Source organism: Brevibacterium sp. 'Marine' (genome assembly GCF_012844365.1).
In the GTDB taxonomy this organism is placed as follows: domain Bacteria; phylum Actinomycetota; class Actinomycetes; order Actinomycetales; family Brevibacteriaceae; genus Brevibacterium.
Genome location: NZ_CP051626.1, coordinates 1,068,777 through 1,090,949, shown reverse-complemented (window position 1 = coordinate 1,090,949; position 22,173 = coordinate 1,068,777). Strand labels below are relative to the sequence as shown.

The 22,173-nt window shown below is 66.0% G+C and carries 24 protein-coding genes; 12 read left to right on the top strand and 12 right to left on the bottom strand.

Annotated features, from left to right (window positions below):
• Nucleotides 1–233 precede the first annotated feature (233 nt).
• The 6 genes from HF684_RS04745 to HF684_RS04720 form a co-directional block, all read right to left on the bottom strand.
• A complete protein-coding gene (locus HF684_RS04745) occupies nt 234–1,286 on the bottom strand; it encodes an aspartate-semialdehyde dehydrogenase (protein ID WP_169251567.1) in 1,053 nt (350 codons plus the stop codon).
• Nucleotides 1,283–2,608, bottom strand: coding sequence for an aspartate kinase (locus HF684_RS04740; protein WP_169251566.1), 1,326 nt, complete (start codon nt 2,606–2,608; stop codon nt 1,283–1,285). The genes HF684_RS04745 and HF684_RS04740 overlap by 4 nt, the downstream gene beginning before the upstream one ends.
• A gap of 364 nt (nt 2,609–2,972) precedes the next feature.
• Nucleotides 2,973–3,206 (bottom strand): helix-turn-helix domain-containing protein, encoded by a 234-nt coding sequence (locus tag HF684_RS04735; RefSeq protein ID WP_169251565.1) that lies wholly within the window; start codon nt 3,204–3,206, stop codon nt 2,973–2,975.
• Nucleotides 3,206–3,835, bottom strand: a complete 630-nt coding sequence (locus tag HF684_RS04730) for a hypothetical protein (protein WP_169251564.1) — start codon at nt 3,833–3,835, stop codon at nt 3,206–3,208. The genes HF684_RS04735 and HF684_RS04730 overlap by 1 nt, the downstream gene beginning before the upstream one ends.
• Before the next feature lie 147 nt (nt 3,836–3,982).
• Complete coding sequence (recR, locus tag HF684_RS04725; protein ID WP_025780860.1) at nt 3,983–4,588, bottom strand: recombination mediator RecR; 606 nt, start codon at nt 4,586–4,588, stop codon at nt 3,983–3,985.
• Complete coding sequence (locus HF684_RS04720) at nt 4,585–7,902, bottom strand: DNA polymerase III subunit gamma and tau (RefSeq protein ID WP_169251563.1); 3,318 nt, start codon at nt 7,900–7,902, stop codon at nt 4,585–4,587. Before HF684_RS04720 ends, recR begins: the two co-directional genes overlap by 4 nt.
• Nucleotides 7,903–7,994: 92 nt before the next feature.
• Between HF684_RS04720 and HF684_RS04715 the strand changes: the two genes are divergently transcribed.
• Genes HF684_RS04715 through HF684_RS04680 form a run of 8 tightly spaced genes read left to right on the top strand, consistent with a single transcriptional unit; the run spans nt 7,995 to nt 13,775 of the window.
• A complete protein-coding gene (locus HF684_RS04715) occupies nt 7,995–8,657 on the top strand; it encodes a DUF1707 domain-containing protein (RefSeq protein ID WP_169251562.1) in 663 nt (220 codons plus the stop codon).
• The gene (locus HF684_RS04710) at nt 8,654–8,899 is read left to right on the top strand and encodes a hypothetical protein (protein ID WP_169251561.1); all 246 of its coding nucleotides are present in this window, start codon (nt 8,654–8,656) and stop codon (nt 8,897–8,899) included. The genes HF684_RS04715 and HF684_RS04710 overlap by 4 nt, the downstream gene beginning before the upstream one ends.
• A 31-nt stretch (nt 8,900–8,930) precedes the next feature.
• A complete protein-coding gene (locus tag HF684_RS04705; protein WP_169251560.1) occupies nt 8,931–9,959 on the top strand; it encodes a GNAT family N-acetyltransferase in 1,029 nt (342 codons plus the stop codon).
• Nucleotides 9,960–9,983: 24 nt separating this feature from the next.
• Nucleotides 9,984–10,634, top strand: coding sequence for a DUF4178 domain-containing protein (locus HF684_RS04700; RefSeq protein ID WP_248279116.1), 651 nt, complete (start codon nt 9,984–9,986; stop codon nt 10,632–10,634).
• A complete protein-coding gene (locus HF684_RS04695; protein WP_169251559.1) occupies nt 10,634–11,245 on the top strand; it encodes a DUF2617 family protein in 612 nt (203 codons plus the stop codon). Before HF684_RS04700 ends, HF684_RS04695 begins: the two co-directional genes overlap by 1 nt.
• The gene (locus HF684_RS04690; protein ID WP_211168068.1) at nt 11,242–11,679 is read left to right on the top strand and encodes a hypothetical protein; all 438 of its coding nucleotides are present in this window, start codon (nt 11,242–11,244) and stop codon (nt 11,677–11,679) included. Before HF684_RS04695 ends, HF684_RS04690 begins: the two co-directional genes overlap by 4 nt.
• A gap of 18 nt (nt 11,680–11,697) precedes the next feature.
• Nucleotides 11,698–12,126 carry a DUF350 domain-containing protein gene (locus HF684_RS04685; RefSeq protein WP_169251558.1) on the top strand — a complete coding sequence of 143 codons (429 nt, stop codon included), beginning with the start codon at nt 11,698–11,700 and terminating at the stop codon, nt 12,124–12,126.
• Nucleotides 12,123–13,775 carry a polyamine aminopropyltransferase gene (locus HF684_RS04680; protein ID WP_248279115.1) on the top strand — a complete coding sequence of 551 codons (1,653 nt, stop codon included), beginning with the start codon at nt 12,123–12,125 and terminating at the stop codon, nt 13,773–13,775. The genes HF684_RS04685 and HF684_RS04680 overlap by 4 nt, the downstream gene beginning before the upstream one ends.
• Nucleotides 13,776–13,886: 111 nt before the next feature.
• On the opposite strand, the gene HF684_RS04675 is transcribed toward HF684_RS04680, so the two are convergent.
• The 3 genes from HF684_RS04675 to HF684_RS04665 all read right to left on the bottom strand — a co-directional run bounded on the left by HF684_RS04675 (nt 13,887) and on the right by HF684_RS04665 (nt 15,961).
• On the bottom strand, nt 13,887–14,288 hold the full coding sequence (locus HF684_RS04675; RefSeq protein ID WP_169251557.1) for a DUF4190 domain-containing protein: 402 nt from the start codon (nt 14,286–14,288) through the stop codon (nt 13,887–13,889).
• Nucleotides 14,289–14,391: 103 nt separating this feature from the next.
• On the bottom strand, nt 14,392–14,982 hold the full coding sequence (locus HF684_RS04670; protein WP_169251556.1) for a TIGR03085 family metal-binding protein: 591 nt from the start codon (nt 14,980–14,982) through the stop codon (nt 14,392–14,394).
• A 67-nt stretch (nt 14,983–15,049) separates the two neighbouring features.
• Complete coding sequence (locus HF684_RS04665; protein ID WP_169251555.1) at nt 15,050–15,961, bottom strand: Sir2 family NAD-dependent protein deacetylase; 912 nt, start codon at nt 15,959–15,961, stop codon at nt 15,050–15,052.
• 58 nt (nt 15,962–16,019) lie between these two features.
• Here HF684_RS04665 and HF684_RS04660 point away from each other — a divergent pair, with 58 nt between their 5' ends.
• The 4 genes from HF684_RS04660 (at nt 16,020) to HF684_RS04645 (ending at nt 18,901) form a co-directional block, all read left to right on the top strand.
• On the top strand, nt 16,020–16,469 hold the full coding sequence (locus tag HF684_RS04660; protein ID WP_169251554.1) for an NAD(P)H-dependent oxidoreductase: 450 nt from the start codon (nt 16,020–16,022) through the stop codon (nt 16,467–16,469).
• A gap of 156 nt (nt 16,470–16,625) precedes the next feature.
• Nucleotides 16,626–17,048, top strand: coding sequence for a hypothetical protein (locus HF684_RS04655; RefSeq protein WP_169251553.1), 423 nt, complete (start codon nt 16,626–16,628; stop codon nt 17,046–17,048).
• Nucleotides 17,049–17,061: 13 nt separating this feature from the next.
• The gene (locus HF684_RS04650) at nt 17,062–17,424 is read left to right on the top strand and encodes a transcriptional regulator (RefSeq protein ID WP_169251552.1); all 363 of its coding nucleotides are present in this window, start codon (nt 17,062–17,064) and stop codon (nt 17,422–17,424) included.
• Nucleotides 17,425–17,494: 70 nt separating this feature from the next.
• Entirely contained in the window at nt 17,495–18,901 is a 1,407-nt protein-coding gene (locus tag HF684_RS04645) for an amidase (RefSeq protein WP_248279114.1), read from the top strand.
• A gap of 15 nt (nt 18,902–18,916) precedes the next feature.
• Here the strand turns inward: HF684_RS04645 and HF684_RS04640 are convergent, their stop codons facing one another.
• From HF684_RS04640 to HF684_RS04630, 3 genes are all read right to left on the bottom strand, one after another.
• Entirely contained in the window at nt 18,917–19,582 is a 666-nt protein-coding gene (locus HF684_RS04640) for a DNA alkylation repair protein (RefSeq protein WP_169251550.1), read from the bottom strand.
• Between the two features lie 108 nt (nt 19,583–19,690).
• Nucleotides 19,691–20,761: an FUSC family protein gene (locus HF684_RS04635; RefSeq protein WP_169251549.1), complete on the bottom strand. Its 1,071-nt coding sequence runs from the start codon at nt 20,759–20,761 to the stop codon at nt 19,691–19,693.
• 180 nt (nt 20,762–20,941) lie between these two features.
• Entirely contained in the window at nt 20,942–22,156 is a 1,215-nt protein-coding gene (locus tag HF684_RS04630) for a DUF6596 domain-containing protein (protein WP_169251548.1), read from the bottom strand.
• Nucleotides 22,157–22,173 lie beyond the last annotated feature (17 nt).

The window sequence follows — 22,173 nt, the reverse complement described above, 5'->3', positions numbered from 1 at the left end:
GAGCGGCTTCAGAATTCATACGCGGTGATCTTGATCAGGGCGTATGAATTTCGAAGCCGCGAGTGCCGACTTTCCGTGGGCCGTGTGCCGTCCGCTCTTGCGCTTGTACGAGTCTGATGGGCAGTCGAGCACAGTCGCCGGAGACGACGAACCGCCCGGAAGCGGGTGCTTCCGGGCGGTTCGTCGGCCGCTTCGCCTCACCGATCAACACCGGCGGGCACCAGCAGAGTTTCTCAGGCGGCCTTCGCTTCGAGCTTGGCAGCCAGCAGGGCAGCGATCTGCACGGTGTTGAGTGCCGCGCCCTTGCGCAGGTTGTCGTTGGAGACGAAGAGGACGAGCCCCTTGCCAACTGGCGCCGACTGGTCGGCGCGGATGCGACCGACGAAGCTGGCGTTCTGACCTGCGGCCTTGAGCGGGGTCGGGACCTCGTCGAGGGAGACTCCGGGTGCCTGCGACAGGATCTCGGCGGCCTGTTCGGGGCTGATGTCGGAGTCGAATTCGGCGTGGATGCTCAGGCTGTGTCCGGTGAAGACGGGCACGCGCACGCAGGTGCCGGCGACGAGGAGGTCGGGCAGTCCGAGGATCTTCCGGCTCTCGTTGCGCAGCTTCTTCTCTTCATCGGTTTCATTCTGCCCGTCGTCGACGACCGATCCGGCCATCGGCAGGACGTTGAACGCGATCGGTTCGACGTAGTTGTTCGGTTCCGGCAGGTTCACCGCAGTGCCATCGGTGGCGAGCTTGCGGGCATCGGGCAGACCCGCTTCGAGCTGACCGGCGAGTTCCTCGACTCCGGACAGACCCGAACCGGACACGGCCTGGTAGGTGGCCACGATGAGACGGGTCAGCCCGGCCTTGTCATGGAGTGCCTTGAGCACGGGCATGGCGGCCATGGTCGTGCAGTTCGGGTTCGCGATGATTCCCTTGGGCGGCTCGTCGAGGTCGTCGGGGTTGACCTCGCTGACGACGAGCGGAACCTCCGGGTCCGAACGCCAGGCCGAGGAGTTGTCGACGACGGTGACTCCGGCGGCGGCGAAACGCTCCGCCTGCGCCTTGGACGTCGCCCCACCGGCGGAGAACAGAGCGATTTCGAGTCCGCTCGGATCCGCCTCGGCGGCATCTTCGATGGTGATGGGCTGGCCCTTGAAGTCGATCGTCTTCCCGGCTGAACGGGCCGAGGCGAAGAGCCTCAAAGAGCCGATCTCGAATCCGGGATCATCGGCCAGGAGGTCGAGCATGACTCCGCCGACCTGGCCGGTTGCTCCCACTACTCCGATATTGACGCTCATCGTCCGGTACCTCCGTACACCACTGCTTCGTTGTCTTCGCTGTCGAGTCCGTAGGCGGCATGGGCGGCACGGACCGCGTCGTCGAGCAGGTCTGCTCGGGTGATGACGCTGATGCGGATCTCCGAGGTGGAGATCATGTCGATGTTGACCTGGGCTTCGCTGAGCGCTTCGAACAGGGTCGCGGTCACGCCCGGGTGCGAGCGCATTCCGGCGCCGACGACGGAGAGCTTGCCGATCTGGTCGTCGTAGCGAACCTGGTCGAACCCGATATCGGCCTTCACCGCGTCGAGAGCTTCAAGCGCCTTGGCTCCGTCGTCCATGGGCAGGGTGAAGGAGATGTCCGTCTTGCCCGGTTCACGGGTGGAGATGTTCTGGACGATCATGTCGATGTTGGCTTCCTGCTTGGCCAGAGTCTTGAAGATCTCAGCGGCCTTGCCGGGGACATCGGGAACACCGACGATCGTGACCTTGGCTTCCGAGCGGTCGTGGGCGACGCCGGAGATGATTGCCTGTTCCATGGTGGACTCCGTTTCTGGTTCCGCTGCCGGGATCGATGAACCCCGGCCCTGGCGGAAGGCTTCGGGGATGGGTGAATCGGTCACCCAGGTTCCTTGGTTGCGAGAGAATGAGGACCGCACATGTACGGGCACGTTGTAGCGGCGCGCGTATTCGACACAGCGGAGCATGAGGACCTTGGCGCCCGAGGCGGCCATCTCCATCATCTCTTCGTAGCCGATCTCATCGATCTTGCGTGCCGTGGGCACGATGCGCGGGTCGGCGGTGAAGACGCCGTCGACGTCGGTGTAGATCTCGCACACATCGGCATCGAGCGACGCGGCCAATGCCACAGCCGTGGTGTCCGAGCCGCCGCGGCCGAGGGTGGTGATGTTCTTCGCGGTCTGGCTCACGCCCTGGAATCCTGCGACGATGGCGACGTATCCATCGTCGAGGGAGGACCGGATGCGGCCGGGAGTCACGTCGATGATGCGGGCCTTGCCGAACTGCTCATCGGTGATGACTCCAGCCTGGGAACCGGTGAAGGACTGGGCTTCGAAGCCGAGGTTGGCGATCGCCATGGCCAGGACCGCCATCGAGATGCGCTCACCGGCGGTCAGCAGCATGTCGAGTTCGCGGGCGGGGGGCATGGGGGAAACCTGTTGGGCCAAGTCGATGAGATCATCGGTACTGTCACCCATGGCCGAGACCACGACAACTACTTCGTGGCCGGCTTGACGGTACTCGACAATTCGTTTGGCCACCCGCTTGACCGATTCCGCATCGGCTACCGAGGACCCACCGAACTTCTGGACGACTATGCTCACTGCAGTATCTTCCTTATCGCTGATAAGTTCCGTGCCAGGCGATCGATTCCATGGTTCCAAACATGGAGGTCTCGTGCTGCATCGATCAGGATTTCAGCCGTGTCGGGCTCCCGGCACCTGAACCATTGTATGAGGTAGGTCATTTCGGTTCACCTTCGCCCGTCATTCAGACACCGCCTGACCGGGCCGAACGCCCAGTCCTGCGACCCCGCGCGATGACCGTGCACACGGGCGAGACGGCGGTTGGTCACCGTGCACTCAGCCCCTGCTCAGAAATCGTTATAAATGGTGGCCTGCGGAACGCCGGATTCACCCGCCGAGGCGGCTCGCCGGCTTCGTGCCGACGGGGGGCTCCCCTTGACGATCAGTCCGACCGTCGCTCCACCGTGAAGAGGTCACCGGGCTGACAGTCGAGGACCTCACACAAGGCGATGAGCGTCGAGTAGCGCACGGCCTTCGCTCTGTTGTTCTTGAGCACGGAGAGGTTCGCCAGCGAGACCCCGACGCGCTTGGACAGTTCGGTCAGGCTCATGTCTCGCCGGGTCAGCAGACTCTCGAGGTGGCAGACGACCCTGGCGGAGTTGAATTCTCCGACCATCACACGAGCCCTTCGAGTTCTTCTTGAGCCGCGCGTCCTGACCTGAAGCACCGCCGCAGCAGTTCGGCGCCGCCGACGATCCCGAGAACGAGGAAGGCGTGGACGACGGTGAGCCCCGATCCCACGTCGTCGGCAATGCCGATATCGGCGGAGATCCAGTTGCCGCCGGGAATCTTGGTGACGAAATGCAGGATCCACCCGATTGCCACGATCCATTCGAACGCCGCGAACGCTCGGGATGCCCGAGGTGTGAAGGGTGTTCCCGCTGCGATGTCTCGGATGACAGGCACCAGGGAGATCGCGGCGGCCAACACCGTGAGGATGAGAGTGACCTCGGCGATGATCACGAGCACCACCGCTCCTGCCGAGACGTCGGCCGTCGGAACGACGATCTCGGTGAGCCCGGTCAGCGATGCCGCTCCGGTCCCGGCGTCGAGCGGGGAGGGTGCGCCTTCGGAGAAGTCCACCGTCACCGCCACTTCGGAGTGAAGCATTCGTGTGACGAGGTCAGTGACGGCGTAGATGACGAAGAACCCGACCGCCAAACCGATCCAGAGTTCGTACCCTGTGCCGAACGCTTTGCGCTTCTGCGGTTCGTCGTCTGGCTTCTGTTCTGCAGTCGGTGTCATGACTGTGCCTTCCCGTCTCGGCGAGGAGCTGGCGAGCCTATTCCTCTGACCTCTGCCCCATTCGATGACTTATCGTTTGTCGATATATCGATAATCAATATGTTTCACGATTATCGATATGGTGTCAAGAGGGCGAAACTGAGGCGGTCAGTCGATCTCGCGGCGGCCGGAGAACGCCCGGCCGAGAGTGACCTCGTCGGCGTATTCGAGGTCTCCGCCGACGGGCAGCCCCGAGGCCAGGCGGGTGACGGTCACACCGAGCGATCCGAGCAGCCGGACGAGGTAGGTGGCGGTGGCTTCACCTTCGAGGTTCGGGTCGGTGGCGATGACGGTCTCCTTGACCTCGCCGTCCTGCAGGCGGGTCATGAGCTCCTTGATCCGCAGATTGTCGGGCCCCACCCCGGCCATCGGGTCGATGGCTCCGCCGAGGACGTGGTACAGCCCCCGGTACTCCCGGGTCCGTTCGATCGCGACGACATCCTTGGGTTCTTCGACCACACAGATCATCGACCGATCGCGGCGCGGATCCTGGCACACCGTGCACTCGGCTTCCTCGGAGACGTTTCCGCAGATCTCGCAGAACCGCACTCGCTTCTTCACATCGGTGAGTGCCTGAGCCAGCGCATTGACGTCCTGCGAGTCAGTCTGCAGGATGTGGAACGCCAGACGCTGGGCCGATTTCGGCCCGATGCCCGGAAGCTTGCCGAACTCCTCGACCAAGTCCTGGAGGGCACCTTCATATACAGCGCTCATACTTCTCTTTCGTCAATGATCTCGCCGCCGAGGACCCGTGCGATCACGTCGACGCCCATCTGCGGCGCTTCAGAGACGTCGAGGTCCGTTTCCGGATCATACTCGTCCTCGTCCGATCCCGACCGCTGCGGGGAGGGGTTCGGTCCCGGCGCCGAGGCGGCACCCGGTCCCGATCCGCCCGCCGGGTTGACCGTGGGTGCAGATCCGTAAGCGGATCCGGCAGGCGGAGTGGTGGTGACACCGTGCTTCTCGGCAAGAGCTGCAAAGCGCGATTTGAACGGCTTCTCTCCTCCCTGAGTCGAAGCCGGCGGCGGAGACTGCACGGCAGGTGCCGACTGGTCGAAGGAGCCTCCTCCGAAGCCGCTCGGGGTGTCGGCGAGATCAGGATCGTCGAGATCGTCGTCGGGCGGCGGAACGACGACGGCTCCGACGTCGACGGCTCCGCTGCCTGCGCTCGTCTCGTCGATGTCGGCCGAGGCTGCGGCGGTCGACGCAGCGCCTGTCGGTGAGATGTCGATCGGCGAGGGGCCGTCGTTCCAGCTCGGTTCCTCCCACCGCGGTTCGACGTACTCCATCGGCGAATCGTCGCCGAATTCGGATGACCTTGCTGGCGCTGGTTCCTGCCGGCGGGAGTGGTCAGACCGGCCGAAGTCGTCTGCCGGTGCATTGCCGGAACCTGTCGAATCGGTTCCGGCGTCCGTCGGCGTACCGAAGAAGTCGTCGTCGGACAGATCGGGCACTACGACATCCGGGACGGCTGTTTCGGAAGGATCGTGGTCAGGAACGCTCGGTTCAGGAGCGTTCCAGTCTGGGGTTTCGGAGACGGACGAGTCCGAAGCGGGAACCTGTTGGACCGAGGATTGTGGATCAGAACCAGCCGATTGCTCTTCGGTCTGCTCAGCCGGTCCGACGGGGTTGTCCTGAGGTGTGGGTTCAGTTTGTGGACCCGGCTGTTCTCCCTCCTCGTCGTCGGAGGACCAGGGGCCCTGTGTCGGACCACTGGGTTCCCAGAACTTCTCGTGGTCGACCTGGGGTTTGTCGACTTCACGGGTGCCGACGACTGCGGCGACTTCCTGCGGGCTCGGGCGGCGCTGGCTCGGCGCCGGTCCGTGATTTCCTCCGGAGTCGTTCACGGGCGGAGCAGAGGACCCCTTGCCCTGGCTGCCACCGCCGGCACTTCCTCCGCCGATCCGACCGACATCGCCGATGTCGATTCGAGCCTGGATGCCGAGGACGTCGTTGATCGCTGCCGCGAGTTTGGCCGCATGATCGCGCTGCTGGAACCCCTGGACGGATCCGGCATTGTTGAAGCCGAGGTAGACGACTCCATCGGAGAACGATTGGGGAATCGCATTGGCTGCGATGATCGCGCGAGTCAGACGGCTGCGCTTCTCCACCGAGGCGAGGATGCTCGGCCAAGCGCGGCGGATCGCTTCGATCTCACCGCCGATGTCGCCGGATCCCGCCACCGAGGTGGCTTCCGGTGCCGCTGCCTGCTCGGTCATCTGACGCTGATGCTGGTCCGCCGGCGCCGAGTCCGGCGCCGAATCCGGCGCGGAGTCCGGTCCGGAGTCCGTTGCGGAACTGGGCGCTGAGACACCGGCAGGGTCGTACCTCTGCTGATTGTCCTGCACAGATTGCGACTCAGTTCGCGGCGCACCCGCCGCTTCGACCGAAGGCTCGGGCGACGGATCGGCCGAAGGCTGCGGTTCCTGCGCCGGCCGGCCCACATCTGCGCTCCGGGGGTCCTCAGCAGGCTGCTGCTGCGGCCCCGCGTCTGCGGTCTGAGATTGCGGCTCGGACTGCGACGCCGGCTCCGGCTCGGTCTGACGCTGTTGCCCCTGCTCAGGTTGTTGCCTCGGCTGCGCCGGATATTCGTTGAGCATCGACTCGGCGGCTGCGGCCATGGCTGCGATGTCGTCGAAATCATCGTGAGCTGCACTCTGAGACTGCCCGGCGGGCGCGTTCGCAGCAGGTGCCTGCACCTGGCCTGCCCCATCCGCCGACGGCCGACCGCTCGCGTGTCCCTGGTCAGCTGCAGGTGCCTGCCCCTGCCCTGTCCCGTCGGCCGGAGCTCCCGGCCCAGCGCCCTGACCAGCACCCTGGTCCGGGGTCTGCGCCGGCGGCATGTTTGCGGCCACGCCGGTGGCCGACATCCCGATGCGACGCTCCATCCGCTCGACGCGGCTGAGCACAGCGTCTCGGCTGCGACCGGAGCCGGGCAGCAGAATGCGGGCACAGATGAGTTCGAGCTGCAGCCGCGGCGAAGTGGCACCCGACATCTCCGTCAGGCCCACATTCAGCAGGTCCGCGGCACGGGAGAGCTCGCCCTGTCCGAAGCCGTTGGCCTGCAGGGTCAGCCTCTCCAGACGGTCCGGCGGCACTTCGGGCAGGAAGGCATGGGCCGCCTCGGGGGCGGCATGGATGACGATGAGATCTCGGAAGCGCTCCAGCAGGTCCTCGACGAAGCGCCTGGGGTCCTGACCGGATTCGATGACCCGCTCCACCGCGCGGTACACCCCGGCCCCGTCACCGGCGGAGAACGCATCGACGATGTCGGACAGCAGCGAATCCGGAGTGTATCCGAGCAGAGCGACGGCTCGACCGTAGTCGACCCCGTCGGGCCCGGAACCGGCGATGAGCTGGTCGAGGACCGACAGCGTGTCACGCACCGAGCCTCCGCCGGCCCGGACGACCAACGGCAGCACGCCCTTGGCCACCTGCACACCTTCACGCGTGCACAGCTCGTCAAGGTAGTTGCCCAGGGCCTCCGGCGGCACCAGGCGGAACGGATAGTGGTGGGTCCGCGATCGGATCGTGCCGATGACCTTCTCGGGCTCGGTCGTGGCGAAGACGAATTTGATGTGCGGCGGCGGCTCTTCAACGATCTTGAGCAGAGCGTTGAAGCCCTGCGAGGTGACCATGTGGGCCTCATCGAGGATGAACACCTTGTACCGGTCGCGCGCGGGCGCATAGACGGCGCGCTCACGCAGGTCACGGGCGTCGTCGACGCCGTTGTGACTGGCTGCGTCGATCTCGACGACGTCGAGTGAACCGGGTCCGCCGTTGGCCAGATCCCGACAGCTCGGGCACTCCCCGCACGGAACCGGAGTCGGCCCCTGCTCACAGTTGAGGCACCGAGCCAGGATCCGCGCCGAGGTGGTCTTTCCACACCCGCGCGGGCCGGAGAACAGGTAGGCATGGTTGATGCGGCCACGTTCGATGGCGGCCTTCAGCGGATCGGTCACATGCTCTTGACCGATGACCTCGTCGAAGGTCTCTGGGCGGTATCTTCTGTACAGTGCGGTGGACACGTCCCCTAGCCTAATGCCAACGACTGACACGGGATACGGCTCCCCGAGTCCCGCCGTTGTCGCTGACCTCCCGATCAGGCACGATAGAGATCATGAGCTCAGCCACCCCCTCCCCCGGCGAGAACGACCCCGCGAAGACCTTCCGCATCGGCCACAAGGAACGCGACGAGGCGATCGAGACCCTCCGCGAAGCCGCCGGCGACGGTCGGATCACGGTCGACGAGCTCGACGAACGGATGGAGAAGGTCCAGGCTGCGAAGTTCCCCATCGACCTCGACGCGGTCCTCGCCGACCTCACCACCGAGCTGCCCTCCGATCGCTTCCGTCCCACCTCGGCGCTCGCACCCGCCGCCGGTCACGCCATGGCGATCCAAGGCCACGACCGCTTCGATCCGCTCGTCGTCAGGGCCGGCTGGGAGTCCGAGGTCCGCCGCGCGCGATGGGCTGTCCCGCCCTTCATCCGCTGCGAACCCTCGATGTCGAACATCGAGCTGAACTTCCTCGAGGTCGAGACCGATCTCGAGGTCATCGAGATCGAGGTCGTCGCCGGTATGGGCTCGGTCACCGTCGTCATCCCCGACGACTGGGCGGTCAACGTCGACCAGCTCTCAAAGTCCTGGGGCAACGTGAAATCCGTGGTCAACGCCGTCCCCACCGGCGGCAAACCGCTCCTCCGGGTCGGCGGATCGATCGGGATGGGAACGTTCAAGGCCCGCTTCGCGAACTACTTCGACCGCCGTCGATTGGCGAAATGATGGAGACCGGACTCGGCGCTGTCATCTTCCTCACCGTCTGCATCATCGTCGTCTTCAGCATCGGCGCCTGGCTCGTCTACCGGGTGATGACGAAACCGGGTGCGCACATCGGCTCCCGCCTGCCCAAACACGACCCCCACGCCGAGGCGGGCCCCACCGACCCGCCCGACCGCGGATCCGATGCGGACCGAACCGGAGCAGACGACCCCGACAGTCCCGATCACGGTCACCGGCATCCTTGAAAACCGGTCCCCGCCGTGATCGACTTTCACTATGTCTGAGATCCAGATCACGCGCATCGCTGCCGACGATGAGTCTGCGCTGCTGACATGGAACGACGTCATGCGCACCGCCTACACCGAGGGCCGCACCGCCGCCTGGTGGCGCAGCGCCGAGACGACGCTGACCCAATTCGCCCACCCGCGCCCGGGAGGGCAGGACATCGCCCTGATGGGCCGCCTCGGCGAGGAGATCGTCGGCGGCGTCGAGATCAGCCTCTCCCCCGACACACCGACCGATATCGAACTCGGTGTCCTCTCCGTTCACCGTCGTCGAGGTTTCGGCACGGCCCTCGCCGAGGCGGCCGCGCAGTTCCTTGGACACGATGACCGATCCTCGGCGATCGTGCAGACCGAAACCTACTGCCCGGCCGGGGTCGCCTTCGCGAGAGCGCACGGGATGAGCGTCGGCAACGCAGAGCACCGGCTGCTGCTCGACCTGCCCGCCTACCTGGCGGCCGATGCGAATCGGTACAAGGATTCGGGGGCGTCGACGGTCGTGCCCGTGATCAGGGAGGACCCGGACTTCTCGGTCACCTCATGGATCGGAGCCTGCCCCGAGGACGTGTTGGACTCCTGGACGCAGCTGCGGGAACAGATGGATGAGGACGTGCCCGTCGGCGACCTCACCCGCTCCGCCACCCATGCCAGCACCGCAGCGATCCGCAGCCATGAGGAGCGGATGGAAGAGCAGGGCTGGACCTTGGTCAGCTCGATGGCGCATGTGGGCGACCTCGCCGTCGGCTATACGGAGATCATGGTCTCCGCCCACGATCCGCAGATCGTCATCCAGGAGGACACGCTCGTCGACCGTGCCTTTCGAGGGCGTGGGATCGGTCGGGCCCTCAAGGTCGCGAACCTGCGTCAGCTGCCCGCGGTCGCCGCGACCGCCTCTGCGGAATGGGTGCAGACGTACACGGCGACGGACAACGAACCGATGCTCGCACTCAACCGGGACCTCGGGTTCGTCATCGCCGATACGATGACCGCCCTCGAGAAGAAGATCGAGCGCAGCCACGCGTGACAGTCCAGTCGACTAGAGTGGACGGTGACCCGTCCGGCCATCGAATCGAAGCAGACCGCCGTGCCCTCAGAACTCCTCATCGCCGTCCTCGTCTTCATCATCGTCGTCCTCGTGACCGTGCTCGTCATCCGCTCCCGTGCGAAGAAGGCCCGCCACGACGCCGAAGCGAAAGCACCCGCCGCCCCACGCGATCCCTTCGCCGCCGACCAGAACACCGGCGGTGACCCGGAGACCATCAAAGCCGGGGACCTCCTCGAATTCGGCAACGAGAAATTCTTCGTCCGCGGCACCCTGCGCATCTCCGAAGGCGGCTACGACTGGGCCGAGCACTTCTTCCAGGCCGACGCCTCGGCGACCCGCATGTGGCTGAGCGTCGAACGCGACCCCGATGTGCAGATCGCCCGCTGGCGCGACCGCCCCGACCTCGACATCGAACCGAAGGCCCGGACCATCACCATCGACGGCACCGATTACGACCTCGTCGAACACGGCACTGCCTCCTACCGGTCCGAAGGCACCACGGGACTGAACGAGAAAGGCGGGGTCGACTATGTCGACTACGAATCCGGCGACGGCCGCCTGCTCGCCTTCGAACGCTTCGACCACGGGCGCTGGGAAGTGAGCACCGGAGAAACCATCCCGACCGGCTCCTTCACCATCTACTCCGGCAGCTGATGCTCACCCTCCCCCGCCCGCTCGACGTCCCCTTCACCGACACCAGTGCCGAGGCGCTGCGGCTCAGCCTCGACCACGACCGGATCGCCCCGCTGGCTGCCCGCAGCATCAATGTGCCCACCGTAGATGCACCCACTGACACAGGGTCCACCTTCGCCGAGGCGGCGCCAGAGCTGACCCTGACCCTGACCGTCATCGGATCTTCTCACCAGGCGATCCTGACCGCCGGGCCCACCGATGCGTTCACCGAGACCTTCGCCTGCCTCGGCGAGGATGCCGACGATTCGTCTCCGAACCGGCCGCAATGGGACCGCGAAGTCATCCGCCACGGTCGGTGGGCCGGTTTCACCGAACACCGATTCACCGCGTCCCGCACGAGTGTGCACGGGGATTTTCCGGCCGCCGCCGCCGAGGTGCTCGCCGCCGGTGCCGACCGTGCCCTTTCTGCAGACGACCACCTTTCGGTCGCGTTCCCCGGACAGCCCGGCGCACTGACGGCATTGTCGCTGACGTGCGCGGGACCTGACCGGATAGCCTGGCAGTCGTGGCACTGCTACCCGCAGCATCAGGAGATCGTCCACAGCAGCTCCGAACTGAGGAGGTCGACATGAGTCAGGGACCGAACGTCTCGATGAGCGGAGGCTCCTTCGACTTCGACCGTGCAGGAGGCGGCGGGAACGGCCCGCAGCGCCCCGGCGGACCGCATCGTCCCGGCAGCGGACCCGGGCGAAAGCCGCGCCGCGTCGGCTGCGGAACCATCATCGGAATCGTCATCGTCCTCGTCGTCCTCGGCAATGTCTTCCGCGGCTGCGGATCGTCCGCGAGCGCCGACTGCGGTGACTACGACCTGACCAACGGCCAATACGTCTCGAACCCCGGCAAGGGCGACTACGAGAAGAACGGCAGCAGCTATGACTACGTCGGCTGCGACACCTCCCGGTCCGGAGGCGGCGGATTCTTCTTCCTCCCCTTCTTCACCGGCGGCGGATCGAACTACGGCGACGGCTCGGGCTTCCGCGGCGGCGGACCGGGCACCGGAAAATAGGCACAGCGAAAGGCAGACATGCTTCTGAACTACCTCATCTACGAGACCGGAGTCGTCCTCTCCTATGCGGGCTGCGGACTCCTCCTCATGGTCATCGGCTACTTCGTCGTCGACCTGCTCACCCCGGGCAAGCTCCACGTCATCCTGTGGGAGCAGAAGTCGCGCAATGCCGCAGTCCTCGTCGCCTCCGACCTGGCCGGAGTCGCGATCATCGTCATCGCCGCCATCCGTGCCAGCTCCGATGACCTGGCCGCAGGCATCCTGTCGACCCTCGTCTTCGGCATCCTCGGCATCATCCTCATGGCCGTGAGCTTCCTGCTCATCGGGCTGCTCACCCCGGGCAGGACCGGCGACCTCATCAATTCCCCGCAGATGCACCCCGAGGTCTGGGTCAACGCCACCGCCCACCTGGGCATCGCCGGCATCATGGCCGCAGCCCTCCTTTGAGCACCGCTGACGAATCCGGTCAGACGTCGGCCGAAACCGCACCGACCGACACGACCACCGACACCGTTACCGCCACCGAGGCGGCCCGTCCGATCACCCTGCCGATGCGTCCGGGTCCGGCTCGGTTCTTCGTCCTGCTCGCCGTGTTCATCTGCGCGAGCTGCGGAATGGTCTACGAGCTCGCGCTCGTGGCCTTGGGGTCCTATCTGCTCGGCGACACCATCGTCCAGGCTTCCATCGTCCTGGCCGTCATGGTCTTCGCCATGGGTGTGGGGTCGCTGGCGACCAAACGGCTGACCGGGTTCGCCGCGGTCTCCTTCGCCCTCATCGAAGCGGCCCTGGGCATCATCGGCGGCCTGTCCGTCATCCTCCTTTATCTCGCCTTCGCCTTCGCTGACGTCTACACGGTGGCCATGGTCGCCCTCGCCTTCGTCATCGGCGCGCTCATCGGCGCGGAGATCCCGCTGCTCATGGAGCTCGTTCAACGCATCCGCGCGCAGAAGGCCTCGAGCGCGGTGGCCGACCTCTTCGCCGCCGACTATGTGGGCGGACTCATCGGCGGGCTCGCCTTCCCGTTCCTCCTGCTGCCGCTGCTCGGACTGCCGCGCGGTGCCCTGGCGGTGGGGATGACGAATGCGCTGGTGGGCATCCTCATCGTCCTCTGGCTCTTCCGCTCCGAACTCAGCCGTGCCGCGACACTCATGTTGGCAACGCTGCTTGTGCTCATCCTCGGCGGGCTCACCGTGGTGTGGGTGTTCACCGATGACATCGAAGTCACCACCCGGCAGCGTCTCTACCGGGATCCGATCGTGTATTCGCAGCGGTCGGACTACCAGGAGATCGTGCTCACCGAGGCGAAGAGGACCGGCGATACGCGGCTGTTCCTCAACGGGGATCTGCAGTTCGCCTCGGCCGACGAGTACCGTTATCACGAAAGCCTCGTCCATCCTCTGCTGAACGGTCCTCGCCGCAACGTCCTCGTCCTCGGCGGCGGCGACGGCCTGGCGGTGCGCGAAATCCTCAAGTATCCCGACGTCGAGTCCGTCACCCTGGTCGACCTCGACCCGGCAGTCCTCGAGCTTGCGAAGACCTCGGAGCACTTCACCGCGTTCAACGACGACTCCCTCGACGATCCGCGGGTGAGAACGATCGCCGCCGATGCCTTCACCTGGCTGCGGGAGGCGAAGCACACCGCCTATGACGCGGTCATCGCCGATCTGCCCGATCCCGATGACGTGGCGACGTCGAAGCTCTACAGCATCGAGTTCTACGGGCTCATCCGCCAGGTGATGTCCGCGGAGGCGCGCCTCGTCGTCCAGGCCGGCTCCCCATACTTCGCCCCTGAAGCCTACTGGGGCATCGGTGAGGCCGTCGCCGAGGCGGGACTGTCGACGACTCCGTACCACGTCGATGTTCCCAGCTTCGGTGATTGGGGATACTTCCTCGCCGATCTCGGCGGAAAGGGCCCCGAGGTGTCCGTGCCCGATGATGCTCCGGACGGATTGAAATTCGCCACCGCCGAGGTGCTCGCCTCCTCGACGACGTTCCCACCGGACCGTGGTCGCGCGTCTGTGGGCACGGTCGAAGCTTCGACGCTGCTGCACCCGCGGGTGCTCGATCAGGAACGCGGAGCCTGGGTCGGCTACTGACGGCGGCGTCTGACACGGGCTTCTGACAACGGCGTCCGACTGCGGCAGAGGGCCGACCCAAGCGGGTCGGCCCTCTGCCGTTCCTCTGTCGGTGTTGCCTCGTTGTCGCGGTCAGCCGGCCATGAGGCTGGCCAGGCCGCCGACGATGCCGAAGGAGATTCCGAGTGCCCATCCGAGGACGAGGAGTCCGAGGAAGACAAGGCCCAAGATGAAGCCCCATTTGCCCATCTCGTTGTCTCCGTACCTTGCTTCCTGTGAGCGCTTGCGCGCCATGTGTCCGGTGATGATGCCGATGACTGGTCCGATGAAGTTGAATCCGAGGAAGGTCGACAGACTCGCCACGAGCGAGACGATGCCGAGCACCCTGCCCGGATCCTCCTCGGCGCGCTGGCCGTAGCGATTCTGCGTCGGATAGCTCTGCGGTGCCTCGTACTGTCCGGCGGACGGGTGGGGGTACTGACCCGCGGAGGTCTGATCGAACTGATCGGGCGTCGGGCCGGGTGTTGCGTTCATGGTGCTGGTCTCCTCTGTGTCGGCTGTTGGCACCAGCCTAGGAAGACCTCACCGGCTGCCGACAGGGACCAATCCCCCGACCTGGAGGGGGTTTTCCCGATATTCAGTGCACGTCGACAAGTGCGTGGTCTTCTCGTCCCATGAGATAGAGAAGCAGCTCGAGCGGTGCCCCGGTGATCGTCGTGGCCTCGCCGCTGCCCTTCTTCCCCGCTGTGCGGGTACCGAAGCCCGGAGCTTCGATCGTCACGGGACCCTTCGCCTTCGCCGCGTAGGGCAGGAGGGCCACCTTCGTCTGTGCCCAGACGGTCGCGGTCTCTGCTTTCGACAGCCGACGCGGAATCCACTCGATCGCGGCGCGGCGGATGTCCTCGTGGTGGACGAGGAACTCGGTCGTGTTCATCACCGTCTCCACTCCCGGCAGGGCGCCCGGGGTCCACTTCGGCGGCGCGGCGACGAGTCCGAGCAGCCGACTGAACGGCATCTCGGCGTACTCGTCTTCCTTCGCCCGCAGGCGGTCGGAGAACCTCGGCATGAAGATGCCCGCGGCTGCCCGTGGGTGGCGTTCGCGGATGACGAGGTGGGTGGCAAGGTCCCTGACCGTCCACCCCTCACACAGGGTGGGGGCGTCGTCCCCGGCGCGGCGGGCGGTGTCGACAAGGCGCAGTCGTTCGGCTCGAGCCAGATTGTCTCTCATGATTCTCAGTCTTCCATTCCCGGCTTGGACTCTCCTGGATGCCTGGCCCAACCGCCGCCCGATCGCCTCACCGGCCTGCCCACGCGGTGACGAAGTCGGCGACGCGGGAGATCGACCGATAGTCGGCGAGCTCGTCACCGCGGGTCGGTCCGTCGGTGACGATGACGACGGGTTTGCCTTCCTTCGCGGCCGCCCTGACGAAGCGCAGTCCCGACAGCACCGCCAGCGAGGACCCGAGCACCACGAGACCTGCGGCTCCGTCAGCGATCCGATTGGCTGCCTGGACCCTGGCGGCCGGGACGGAATCGCCGAAGTAGACGACATCGGGTTTGAGCAGCCCACCGCATTCGGGGCAGTCGAGGACGGCGAAACCGGCGGTGTCCTCGAGTTCGACATCGCCGTCGGGTGCGGTTTCGACGTCGATGGGGTCGATGCCGACCTCCTCGGCGAAGTCCGGGTTGAGTTCGCTCAGTCGCCGCTGCACCCAATCGCGGTCGAACAGGTGCCCGTTGCTCAGGCAGATCACCCGGTCGAGGCTGCCGTGGAGGTCGATGACGGGACTCGGCGCCGGCGCTCCGGCACCGTTCCCCCGGTCGGCGGCGACCGCCTCGGCGGCGGCCTGATGGAGTCCATCGACGTTCTGGGTGATGATTCCGGCCACGGACAGCTCGGCCAGGGCGAGGTGGGCGCGGTTGGGTCGGGTGCCGCGCATCCGCGGCCAGCCCATCCATGATCGCGCCCAGTACCTGGCTCGCTGGTCGGGGTGGGAGTGGAAGGTCTGGATCGTCATTGGCTTCCGCGGCGGGGAATCCGGTCCGCGGTAGTCGGGGACGCCTGAGTCCGTGCTCATTCCCGCCCCTGTCAGCACCGCCCAGTCCGCATTCGCATGCTGCCTGGTGAGGACGTCGATGATCTCGGCATCGGAGTGGCTCGCTTCCGGACGCACACGTCCGCGCAGGGGGTCGAAGATGACTGCCATGGCTCCACTGTAGACATGAGGGCTGACGGAAGGTACCGGGCGGGGCTAGGGTGGGGCCATGGTCAACGTTCTGCTCGTCCATCATTCCCCGTCAGCGGCGACGGTACAGATCGCCGAGGCGGCCGAATCCGGACTGCGCATGCCCGAGCTCGGCGACATCGACGTCACCGTCCGTCCGGCGCTGGAGGCGAGCGTCGAGGATGTGCTCGCCGCTGATGCCTATGTGCTCGGCACGACCGCGAACTTCGGCTATATCTCCGGTGCCCTCAAGCACTTCTTCGACACCACGTATGACGCGGTGCGCGAGCCGACTGCCGGCAGGCCGTTCTCCTACTGGATCCACGGCGGCTATGACACGACCGGGGCCGAGACCGCGATGAAGCAGATCACGACGGGCCTGGGCTGGAAGCTCGCCTTCGACCCGCTCATCTTCACCGGCGAAGTCACCAAGGCGCATTTGGAGCGGGCCACTGAGCTGGCCGCCACAGTCGCAGTCTCCACCCCCTAATTGCTACCTGACGGCGGCCCAGCAACCTCGCGCGAGGTTGCTGGGCCGCCGTCACGTAGTAATTGGGGAGTTTTTGGTGAAAGTACTTTCCAATATGGAAAGTCGTTGGTACTGTGGAATCACTTCCACAGAGCAACCCCAATCAGAGGAACCGACATGAACGCCAACCCCACCCCGCAGCAGGCGGCAGATCTTCTCAGCCAGGTCGAAGCGAACCAATCCCAGGCCCGCGGCGGAGATGCGTGGCCGCTGGTCACACTGCTCTTCGTCCTCTCTACAGGACTTTCCGTCGGGCTCATGGCCATCGGCATCATCGACGACAACACCACCCAGCTCGTCGTCGCCGGAGCCGGACTGAGCTGGATCATTCCTGCCCTGGTCGTCTACCTCGTCAAGGCCCTGTCCTGGAGCCGCCGCTCCACGGCTCTGCTGCTGACATGGCTGGGCGTCATCATCCTCGCCTTCGTCGCCGGCGTCATGGCCGATTCGTTCGCAGTCGGCGGTCCGATCCCGTTCATCGCCGCAGGACTGCTGTGGGTCGCCGCCCCGTTCTTCTCCCTGCTGGCCCTGCGCCGCTGAGGAGGGACCGACGATGACTGCGAAACACAACTCCGCGACCGAACCAGAGGACGCGCGCACCGAAGACGACACGATCCCCCACCTCGGCGACTCACTGACCCGGCTCGAACCGGAGCTCAACAACCCCACGAGGCTCGGCATCGTCTCGAGCCTGAAGAACCGGGACAGAGCTGAGTTCAAACTGCTGCGCGACAGTCTCGGCGTCTCCGATTCCGTGCTCTCCCGGCACATCACCGCACTCGAGAAAGCCGGAATGATCGAGGTGAAGAAAGGGTACGTGGGCAAACGCCCGCGCACCTGGGTCTCGATCAGCAAAGACGGGAACACCCGTCTCGAGGCACACATCCAAGCACTGCGGGAACTGGCCGGCGCATAGGCCTGAGAATCACTGTTCCCCCTGGTGAGAAGATCAGTTAGGGTGATGGAAACCGATGCAGGGAGGCATGATGACCACACCGACGAGCACCGAGATCCCGCTCCTCGAACTCCACGAAGTCTCGACACTCATTCGGACCAGGCAGCTGTCCTCGCGTGAGGTCACCGAGGCGATGCTCGAGCGCATCGACACCCTCGAACCCCGACTGCAGGCCTTCGCCACGGTCATGGCCGAAACGGCCCTCGCCGAGGCCGACCGCGCCGATGCACTCCTGGCCCGCGGAAACTGGCTCGGCGATCTGCACGGTGTCCCCGTAGCGGTGAAGGATCTCGCGAACACCCACGACGCACCGACTGGTGCGGGCACTACGATCCACTCAAACTTCCGCCCCGACTTCGATGCCACCGTCGTTTCCCGACTGCGGTCCGCCGGAGCCGTCGTCCTCGGCAAACTGCGTCTGACCGAGGGCGCGTTCACCGGCCATCATCCGGACCTGCCGACCCCGGTCAACCCGTGGGATGCCGACACCTGGTCGGGGGTCTCCTCCTCCGGTTCGGGTGTGGCCACCGCGGCCGGGCTCTGCTTCGCCTCACTCGGCTCGGACACCGGTGGATCGATCCGCCTGCCGTCCTCGGCCAACGGCGTCACGGGACTCAAACCGACCTGGGGCCGGGTCTCCCGCCACGGCGTCTTCGCCCTCGCACCCAGCCTCGACCACATCGGGCCGATGACCCGCAGCTCCCGTGACGCCGCGATCGTGCTGCGCGCCATCGCCGGCCACGATCCTGCCGATCCCACCTCGTCGCTCGAACCGGTCCCCGACTATCCACAGGCTCTGCGCGTCGACCAGGCCCCGGTCGTCGGCTTCGACCGCGCACTGGCCGAAGAGCACTTCGATGCCGCGACGAATGCGATGCTCGAGGACACCATCGACACGATCACCGACTTGGGATGGCGGGTTCTCGAGGTCGAAACTCCCGGTCTGGAAGCTGCGGCCCAGGAATGGACGGCTCTGTGCGGGATCGAGACCGCCGGCGTCCACTCAGAAATCTATCCGGCCCGCAAAGATGAATACGGCCCCGACCTGTCCGGTCTCATCGAGATCGGACGCGGACTCTCCGCCGTCGACTACCATCGTCTGCTCGAAAACAGGCGAGCTTTCACCGGGCGCATGCGCACCCTCATGGCCGATATCGATCTGCTCCTGCTGCCGGGAATCGGCGTCGGCTCACCGACGATTGCGCAGATGGCGAATCTGGGGTCCAATCAGAAGCTGTTCGCCGCGGTCACGGTGCCGACGGCTCCGATCGACAACTGCGGAATGCCGTCGATCACTCTGCCCGCAGGGTTCACCGAGCGGGGCACTCCCCTGGCCGCGCAGTTCGTCGGCGGTGACTTCCAGGAGGCGCACGTTCTGGCCGTCGGTCACGCCTTCCAGCAGGTCACAGGCTTCCACACCCGCCATCCGGCAGTGTAGAAGCAGCACCGCGGCTCACTTCGCCGCGCTGCGGGCCACCATCTCCGTGATCCACGTCGGGGCGAAGGGCGAGGTACATCCCGGTGAGGTCGGGTAGTCGCGGAGCACGCCGAGGCGCTCACCGATGTCGATGGCCCGGTTCCGCAGGTCCGGGTTCTCGATGCCGATATAGGACAGCGTCTCGTTCATCGCCCACTGCAGACGTTCGGGTGCCTCCGCCATCTCCGCTTCGATTGTGTCCAACAGTCCGGACAGATCGAGGCCATCGGGTTTCCGGTTCACCCGCTCGCTCGTCAGCGCCCATCCGGCGGAGGCGACCACCGGGTCCGGATCGTCCATCCAATCCCGGCGCAGCGCCTCGGCGTGGGGCGACTTCTTGACGATGTAATTGACCAGCCACCCGTGGACCTTCGGGACTCGGGAGTCACGCAGCATCTCATCGAGCTGTGCTTGACTCCAGGTCTTCGGGCGCATGATGAGGATCGCGACGAGGCGGGCCGCGGTGTCTCCGGAGTCCCACAGTTCGGCGGCGAGTTCGTCGTTCTTCTTCAGGTCTTTCGCTACGGCCCGCAGCTTCGTGAGGTTGACCGCGTGGTCGTCGCCGTGGCGGGCGTTGACGGCACGGATCTTCTCATCCTCGAGCGAGGCCAGAGTGGCGAGCACTTCGGTGCTGGTGGTCATGGTGTCCTCCCGGATCGGGTCCGTGTCGGCGCCGAATGCGCGCATCGGTGTGAGCCGATGATAGCCGACGCACAGGCGACGCGGCAGAAGTTCTGTCGGCAGTCCGGCTCAGTCGTCAGCATCAACATGAGGTGAGGCATCGAATTCGGTGCGCGCCTTCTTCGCATGGCTGAAGCCGACGATGACGACGATCATGCCGACGGCGGCGCCGATGACGGTTTCGATGGCGCGGGAGGCCAGCAGCTCCGGAACCGGGTGCGGGGCGCCGATCTGGGTCATGAGCAGGGCCAGCGGTGTGATGAAGAGCAGAGCCACCGAATAGTTGCGCAGCACGAAGATCTCGGCGAGGAACTGCAGCAGGATCACCCACACCACCAGCTGCCACGCCTCGGTGGGGAACGACAGCAGGAACGCGGTGACGATCACGCCCAGCAGGGTTCCGACCACACGCTGGACGCCGCGCTTGAGACGGGCCGAGCGGCCGGGCGGAGTGATCGGGGCGACCGCCGCGACCATCGCCCAATAGCTGTGGGACAGAAGCGGCAGCACATCGATGAGCAGGGTGCCGAGAATTCCGGCGATGAACGGGGCGATCGTGAATCGGGCGGCATGGGCTGCCAGGTCGGACTTGCCCACCGGCGACAGCCCGACCCGCACATAGGTCTCCTTCTCCGGAGGCATGCGTTCCCCGGCGAAGTGGGCAAGCGCTCCGAGACCGATGCACACCAACGCCGAGGCAGCCGCCACTCCCATCGCCACCGGCACCGATGCGCCGCCCGGAATGGATCCGACGGCTCCGGTGGCGAAGATGAAGAAGATCGACCCGCCGGGTTTGAGCCGGAAGCGCAGGGCGATGGCCGCACCCGCACCGGACACGAGCGAAGTGATGACGACGAGCACCCACACCGAGGCTCCGAGGCTGCTGAGCAGGGCCCCGATGCCCACGCAGATGACAAGGACGGCGGCTGCGATCGACTGGCGTCTGGTCCGCGATCGTCGGGATTCGAAGCGCGCATAGATGCCGGTGAACGCACCGAAGGCGGCATAGACGGCGAGGTCGAGGCGGTCGATTCCGAGCAGCACGAGGAGCGGGACGGCAACCCCCAAGGCGATGCGGAACGCTGGAATATGGTCGCGCTCGCCCGGTGGGATGCGGAAGAACTCCTGCAGGTGGCTCAAACGGATTCGGCCTCTTTCGACATCGGGAACGGACCCCGGTGACGGGATCGCTGAGATGGGTGGTGAGCTGAGTGCTCCCTTCGATCGTAGTCCGCCGCAGGCGCGCTTCGATGTCATCTGCCGACAGGAGTGATCAACCTCGCTCGCCGAGGCGGCCGACCGAGACCGTGAACGCCACCGTCACCGTCGACGAGGCCGAATGCGGTCATCCTGTCCCGACCGAACACGTGCCGACTGCCGGTTGAGATGGTCGCGTTCGGCGCGGCTGCCGGCACGTTCGGCGGCCCGAGCGTAGAGGTCGGCGGCCCGCTGTGACTCCCCTGCCCGTTCGCGCAGGTGCGCTTCGACGGCGAAATAGCGCGTCAGACCCTCGTCCAGGCCCCGAAGCTCGGTCAGGCCCGCCGCCGGCCCGTCGGCCTCCCCGACGGCCACGGCCCGATTGAGACGCACGATCGGGGTATCGCGCAGCGCCAGCAGTTCGTCGTACCACTGAACGATCTGCACCCAGTCGGTGTCCTCGACACTCTGCGCGTCGGCGTGGAGAGCCGCGATGGCAGCCTGCGCCTGATATTGGCCGAGTTCGTCGCGGGCAAGCGCCGCCTGCAGGAGATCAATGCCCTCGACGATGAGCCGTCGATCCCACAGGGTGCGGTCCTGATCGGCCAGGGCGATGAGTCGGCCGTCCGGGCCGAACCGGGCGTCGCGGCGGGCGTGGTGGAGGAGCATGAGGGCGAGCAGTCCGTCCACCTCGGCGGAGTCGATCATCGACGTAAGCGTGCGCGTCAGGCGGATCGCCTCGGCGACGAGGTCGACGTCTCCCGAGTGACCTTCGTTGAACACGAGGTAGAGGGTGGTGAGCACCGAGGACAGGTCGCCGGGTCGGTTGAGCCGCGCCCCTGCGATCGTGGCCTTGGCGCGGCTGATGCGCTGGGCCATCGTCGACTCGGGCACCATATAGGCTTCGGCGATCTGCTTCGTCGTCAGTCCACCCACCGCCCGCAGGGTCAGGGCCACCGCCGAGGCGGGGCTGAGGTCGGGATGGGCGCAGAGGATATAGAGGTCGAGGGTGTCATCGGCGTTCGGAACGCCGTCGGTCCCGGGTTCGGCCGAGGCTCCGGGTGAGGCGAGGGTGGCGGCCATGACCCGTTCTTCACGTTTCATCCGCGATCCTTCAGATCGCACGGTGTCGAGGAACTTCCGCCATGCCACCGTCACGAGCCAGCCCCGCCGGTCACGCGGCGGGTCGGACGGCCACGATCGCAGGGCTTCGATGAGCGCGTCCTGAACGGCATCCTCGGCGGTCGGGAAGTCTGCTCCACGACTGACGAGGATGCCGATCACGGCGGGGACGAGCTCACGCAGCTCCGCCTCGGCGAGGGGATCCGGACCGGTCATCGCGGACTCCGTTCGCG